This window comes from Flavobacterium sp., assembly GCF_044368995.1.
GTDB lineage: Bacteria > Bacteroidota > Bacteroidia > Flavobacteriales > Flavobacteriaceae > Flavobacterium.
This window is the reverse complement of the sequence record NZ_JBIPMS010000098.1, coordinates 1-6,312: the sequence shown is the minus strand read 5'-3', so window position 1 is coordinate 6,312 and position 6,312 is coordinate 1. Positions and strand designations below refer to the sequence as shown.

The following is a 6,312-nucleotide window of genomic DNA, read 5'->3' as shown; positions in this document are numbered from 1 at the left end:
AAAGCAACTGAATACCGGCAAGTCCATCTAAAAATAATCGTATAAAAAGAACAGAAACTAATTTATCTTTAGGAAGATTTTTGGTCAACATCAACAATGAATTTCTAAAATTCAAAAATGTTTTCTTTGGGTTGGTTTCATTCAACGTAGCGCCACCCACATGAAATACGACTGAATTGGGGCAGTATTTTACAACGTATCCTAAGTTATTCGCCCGCCAACACAAATCAATTTCTTCTTGATGGGCAAAAAAAGCACCATCAAAACCATGTAGGGTTCTAAACACTTCTTTTCTAATAAAAAAACAGGCCCCAGATGCCCAAAAAATTTCAGTTTCGGTGTCGTATTGTCCCAAATCTTCTTCTAAAGTATCAAAAATTCTACCTTTACAAAAGGCATAACCAAATTTATCTATAAAACCACCGGTGGCACCCGCATATTCAAAATGTGTTTTCTTTTTTAAATCTAATATTTTAGGTTGTACGATGGCTGTTTTTGGTTGGTTGTCAAAAATAGTCTCGATGGGTTGTAACCAATTTTCAGTTACTTCAATATCTGAATTTACTAAGGCGTAATAAGGCTCTTCCACATTTTTTAGGGCCTCGTTGTATCCATTTGCAAAGCCATAATTTCCTGCGTTTTCAATAATTTTTATAGATGGAAATTCAGTTTTCAACAAGTCAATTGAAGTATCTGTAGATGCATTATCCGCGACGTAAATAGTAGCACTTTCCGAAAACTGAATTACAGAAGGCAAAAATTGCTGCAATAATTTGGCACCATTCCAATTTAATATAACTACGGCTGTTTTCATTCAGACTTCTTAGATTATTGGATTTTTAGATTTTCTTTCATTATTTATATTTAGGCAATTCCTTCAAAAAAGTATATTTTTCGTTTTCAAAATCCATTTGACAAAAATAATGATTTATTCCGTTAGTAACCATTAAATATTCGGCTTTCAGTGTAAAATTATAGCGTGCAATTTGATCAAAGGTATTTTGAGATATAGCTACATCAGGTTGTTTGCATTCTACGACCAAGAAAATACTACCATCCGAATTGAAAATTACAAGGTCATATCGTTTACTCATTCCGTTAATTTTTACTTGTTTTTCAACGTTTATAAGTGATTTTGGATACTTACATTCTTGTATTAAATACTGAATGGTGTGTTGTCTAACCCATTCTTCTGGTGTTAGCAACACAAATTTTTTTCTAATTTCATCAAAAATAGCAACTTTATTTTCACTATTTTTGAACCGAAACGCGTAAGATGGAAAATGTAACTTGTTCAATTTTTATTGTTTGTTGTTTATTGTTTATAGTTTATTGTTGTATGGCAAAAATAGAAAAATTTGAGGATTTAGAAATTTGGAATATTTCTCGTGATATTTGTAAAGATATTGAAATCTTGTTTGAAACGACGAGTTTAGGAAAAAGATATGCATTAAAAGACCAAATGGACAGAAGTTCTGGTTCAATTATGGATAATATTTCAGAGGGTTTTGAAAGAAATGGCAACAGAGAATTTATTAATTTCTTGAGTTATTCAAAAGGTTCGTGCGGCGAATTAAAATCGCAATTATATCGATCTTTGGATAAAAAAATAATTTCTGATGAACAATTTCGTATAACATCTGAAAAAATAGAATTAGTAAAAAACAAAATTGGTGCATTTATGAAATATTTAAATAATTCTGAAATTAAAGGTTTGAAGTTTAACAACAAACCATAAACAAAAAACAATAAACCAAGATGACAGAAATAATTAAAATAGTTAGCGATATTAAATCTAAAAATTACAAACCCATTTATTTTTTATGTGGGGAAGAAACTTACTATATAGATAGAATTTCAGATTTAATAGAAAAATCGGTACTTACTGAAGACGAAAAATCTTTTAATCAGGTCGTTTTATACGGAAGAGATACCACTGTTGAAGAAATTGTATCAACTGCAAAACGTTTCCCGATGATGTCAGATTATCAGGTGGTTATAGTGAAAGAAGCACAAAATTTAGCTAAGACATTTGAACAGTTTGAGGCGTATGCCTTGCATCCACAACCGACTACTATTTTGGTTTTTGCTTTTAGAGACAAACCTGATGGCAGAAAAAAAATATTTAAAACCATAAAAGACAAAGGCGTTTGGTTTGAAAGTAAAAAATTATACGACAACCAAGTTCCAGATTGGATTGTAAATGTGTTAAAAGGCCAGAAATATGGTATAGAGCCAAAAGCAGCAGCTATGTTAGCCGAATTTTTAGGTACAGATTTGTCTAAAATTAATAACGAATTGGAAAAGCTAAAAATTGTTTTTCCTGAAGGTCATATTTTTACACCAAAAAACATTGAAGAAAACATTGGTTTTAGTAAAGATTATAATGTGTTTGAATTAAAATCAGCACTTGCAACAAGAAATCAGCAAAAAGCATATGCCATAATTCATCATTTTGCTGCCAATCCAAAAGACAATCCAATGGTTGTTATTAGCGGACAAATGTTTGCCTTTTTCTCTCAATTATTACAATACCATGGATTAAAAGATAAATCAAAATTTAATGCAGCAAAAGTGTTGGGCGTCAATCCGTTTTTTATGGATGAATATGCTACAGCTAGTAGAAATTATCCCATGCGAAAAGTGAGTCAAATTATTGAAATTATTCGCGATATGGATGTAAAAAGTAAAGGCGTGGGTTCTGGTTCGATGAAAGAAGATGATATGTTGAAGGAGTTAGTATATAAAATTTTCAACTAGTTAAATTAAGAAGCATTGTTACTTAAAAATTATAAAAAAACACGATATTTGCAATCCAAAACGTTAAAAATCTAAAAAAAATGAATAAAAATAAAGTTTTAGCTTGGGCTACGGGTATTATGATTATTATGGGTTTATTAATAATGGGTTTAGCCATATATAAATATGACGATGTAGCAGGTTGGGGATTTGCCGCCGTTGGGGTTGGTTTTTTCGCTAACGCATGGGTATTCAATGCTTTAAAAGGAAGAATGTAATGACTTTCAGTAAATAACAAATTCCAAATAATAAATTCCAAATAACAAACAAAATAAATATGTCAGACGATAAGAAAGTAATTTTCTCAATGCAAAAATTGAGTAAAAGTTATCCAGGAGCAGATAAACCAGTATTAAAAAACATTTATTTGAGTTTCTTTTACGGAGCTAAAATTGGTATTTTGGGACTTAATGGTTCAGGAAAATCATCTTTATTAAAAATTATTGCAGGAATTGATAAAAATTATCAAGGCGATGTAGTTTTTCAACCAGGTTATACGGTTGGATATTTAGAGCAAGAGCCACTTTTAGACGAAACCAAAACGGTTATTGATATCGTACGTGAAGGTGCTGCTGAAACGTTTGAATTATTAGCAGAGTTTAATAAAATTAATGACGATTTTGGTTTGCCTGAAGTTTATGAGAATCCAGAAAAAATGGAAAAACTTATGGATCGTCAAGCAGAATTACAAGATAGAATTGACGCTTGTGGGGCTTGGGAAATTGACAATAAGTTAGAAATTGCAATGGATGCGCTTCGTACTCCAGACCCTGAAACACCAATAAACATATTGTCTGGTGGAGAAAAACGTCGTGTGGCTTTGTGTCGTTTACTATTACAACAACCAGATGTGTTATTATTAGATGAGCCAACCAACCACTTAGATGCCGAATCGGTACTTTGGTTAGAACAACATTTAGCACAATACCCAGGAACTGTAATTGCCGTTACGCACGATAGGTATTTCTTAGATAATGTTGCCGGTTGGATTTTAGAACTAGATAGAGGAGAAGGTATTCCGTGGAAAGGAAATTACTCGTCTTGGTTAGAACAAAAATCTAACAGAATGGCACAAGAAGAAAAAGTGGTTTCTAAAAGAAGAAAAAATTTAGAACGCGAATTGGATTGGGTGCGTCAAGGTGCAAAAGGTCGTCAAACCAAGCAGAAAGCACGTTTACAGAATTACGACAAATTATTAAATGAAGACCAAAAAGAGTTAGACGAGAAATTAGAAATCTATATACCTAATGGACCTCGTTTAGGAACCAATGTTATTGAAGCCAAAAATGTGGCGAAAGCATTTGGTGATAAATTATTATACGACGATTTAAATTTTGTATTGCCACAAGCAGGTATTGTTGGAATTATCGGTCCGAATGGCGCTGGTAAATCTACCATTTTCAAAATGATTATGGGCGAACAAAAAGCCGATGCCGGAACTTTTGATATCGGTGAAACGGTAAAAATTGCTTATGTAGATCAATCGCACTCGAATATTGATGTCAACAAAACGCTTTGGGAAAACTTTTGTGATGGACAAGAATTGATTATGATGGGCGGACGTCAAGTAAACTCTCGTGCCTATTTATCTCGTTTTAATTTTGGTGGAAGTGATCAAAACAAAAAAGTGTCTACATTATCTGGTGGAGAAAGAAACCGTCTGCATTTAGCTATGACCCTAAAAGAAGAAGGGAATGTCTTGCTTTTAGATGAGCCAACAAATGATTTAGATGTAAACACACTTCGTGCCTTAGAAGAAGGATTAGAAAACTTTGCAGGTTGTGCGGTAATTATTTCGCACGACAGATGGTTTTTAGATAGAGTTTGTACGCATATTTTAGCTTTTGAAGGCGAGTCACAAGTATATAGTTTTGAAGGAAGTTTTACAGAATACGAAGAAAACAAACGCAAACGATTAGGTAAAGATGTTACGCCAACCCGAATCAAATACAAGAAATTAATTAGATAATTTGATATAAAGTAAAAGGGCTGTTTCATTGAAACAGCCCTTTTTTATTATTAAAATGTTGAACAATCAATAGTGTAATTTAATGTATTTACGTCATCTAAAGTTGTATGATATAAAAATGTTTTTTGATGTAATTCTTGCACAGGATTATTACCAGTATAATACCAAAATATAATTTTTATATCTGTGTTCGGTTTACTCCTTAAATAATAAGTTTTTGAAATATTTTGTTCATAAATAAATTCTGTGTTCAAAAATGAACTTGAAGAATTATCAATTTCATTTCTTATTTTAAGTGATGGATTGTTATTATTTAAAACTTGGACATTTAAATTTAATGCAATTGGCTTCCACGCGTTTATATTATTAATATTTGTTTTACCAGCTTTAATTCCCATTCCTCCTGGCAAATATTCTGGATAATATGGATCTCCATAATATTGTTCATAAAAAGCATAAGATTCTCCTTCTTTTAATTTATAGTTAAATGTAATTGAATAATCACCGTTGTCATCTGTATATGCAGTAGCAATAACTTCATTTGCATAACCAGAACTCCACAAACCATTATAAACGTAATAACTTTTGACCAAAACAATTTTATATCCGCTTATATTAATACCTCTAATGTTATCTGAAACGTGCCCTTTTAATATTGTAGGAATTCCATTATCCACTTCGCTATCATCTGAACAAGAAATAAGAATAAAAGCTACAACGAAAATAAAACATATTATTTTAATTTTTTTCATTTTGTTTTTTGGTATTACGTTATTTTAAACTTACTGCCAACTTGTATCTATTATCTATATTTTATTTTCTCTCATCAACCCACTTTCTAGCATTAACAAACGCTTCTAACCAAGGAGAAACTTCATCTATTTGATTTCTGTCAGGGTAATTTGCCCAATTCCACTGGAACGTAGAACGCTCAATATGCGGCATCATTACTAAATGGCGACCAGTTGTGTCACACATCATCGCAGTATTATAATCCGATCCGTTTGGATTGGCAGGATAGCCTTCATAACCATATTTTGCAACAATATTATATTGGTTTTCAGGCATTGGTAAATTGAATTTTCCTTCACCGTGCGAAATCCAAACTCCTAAAGTAGCGCCTTCTAATGTAGAAAGCATCACCGAGTTGTTTTTTTGAATTTTCACAGAAGTAAAGCCACTTTCATGTTTGTGAGAATCGTTGTGTTTCATTTTTCCGTGAATTTCGTGTTCTGGATTGATGAGTTCTAATTCCATCATCAATTGGCACCCGTTACAAATTCCTACAGAAAGTGTATCTTCTCTTTTGAAAAAGTTTTTTAATGCGGTATTGGCTTTTTCATTGTATAAAAAGGCACCAGCCCAACCTTTTGCCGAACCTAATACATCTGAATTAGAGAAACCACCCACAGCACCAATAAATTGAATGTCTTCCAAGTTTTCTCTTCCAGAAATTAAATCGGTCATGTGAACATCTTTTACATCAAAACCAGCTAAGAACATTGCATTTGCCATTTCTCGTTCAGAATTACTTCCTTTCTCAC

The 6,312-nt window shown here is 32.2% G+C and carries 8 protein-coding genes; 4 read left to right on the top strand and 4 right to left on the bottom strand.

Annotated elements, in window-relative coordinates:
- Both ACIQ2I_RS07220 and ACIQ2I_RS07215 read right to left on the bottom strand, forming a co-directional pair.
- Nucleotides 1-814, bottom strand: an 814-nt coding sequence (locus ACIQ2I_RS07220; protein WP_396181753.1) for a glycosyltransferase family 2 protein, incomplete at its 3' end; no start/stop codon positions are given.
- A 40-nt stretch (nt 815-854) separates the two neighbouring features.
- Entirely contained in the window at nt 855-1,298 is a 444-nt protein-coding gene (locus ACIQ2I_RS07215) for a type I restriction enzyme HsdR N-terminal domain-containing protein (protein WP_396181752.1), read from the bottom strand.
- Nucleotides 1,299-1,339: 41 nt separating this feature from the next.
- Here ACIQ2I_RS07215 and ACIQ2I_RS07210 point away from each other — a divergent pair, with 41 nt between their 5' ends.
- From ACIQ2I_RS07210 to ettA, 4 genes are all read left to right on the top strand, one after another.
- The gene (locus ACIQ2I_RS07210) at nt 1,340-1,738 is read left to right on the top strand and encodes a four helix bundle protein (RefSeq protein ID WP_396181751.1); all 399 of its coding nucleotides are present in this window, start codon (nt 1,340-1,342) and stop codon (nt 1,736-1,738) included.
- 20 nt (nt 1,739-1,758) lie between these two features.
- Nucleotides 1,759-2,760: a DNA polymerase III subunit delta gene (gene holA, locus ACIQ2I_RS07205; RefSeq protein WP_396181750.1), complete on the top strand. Its 1,002-nt coding sequence runs from the start codon at nt 1,759-1,761 to the stop codon at nt 2,758-2,760.
- 80 nt (nt 2,761-2,840) lie between these two features.
- Nucleotides 2,841-3,017 (top strand): CAL67264 family membrane protein, encoded by a 177-nt coding sequence (locus ACIQ2I_RS07200; RefSeq protein ID WP_396181749.1) that lies wholly within the window; start codon nt 2,841-2,843, stop codon nt 3,015-3,017.
- A 59-nt stretch (nt 3,018-3,076) separates the two neighbouring features.
- Nucleotides 3,077-4,768 carry an energy-dependent translational throttle protein EttA gene (gene ettA, locus ACIQ2I_RS07195; protein WP_396181748.1) on the top strand — a complete coding sequence of 564 codons (1,692 nt, stop codon included), beginning with the start codon at nt 3,077-3,079 and terminating at the stop codon, nt 4,766-4,768.
- A 50-nt stretch (nt 4,769-4,818) separates the two neighbouring features.
- On the opposite strand, the gene ACIQ2I_RS07190 is transcribed toward ettA, so the two are convergent.
- Both ACIQ2I_RS07190 and ACIQ2I_RS07185 read right to left on the bottom strand, forming a co-directional pair.
- Nucleotides 4,819-5,520: a hypothetical protein gene (locus ACIQ2I_RS07190; protein WP_396181747.1), complete on the bottom strand. Its 702-nt coding sequence runs from the start codon at nt 5,518-5,520 to the stop codon at nt 4,819-4,821.
- A 61-nt stretch (nt 5,521-5,581) separates the two neighbouring features.
- On the bottom strand, nt 5,582-6,312 hold a 731-nt coding region (locus tag ACIQ2I_RS07185), incomplete at its 5' end, for a phosphoribosylformylglycinamidine synthase subunit PurQ (RefSeq protein ID WP_396181746.1).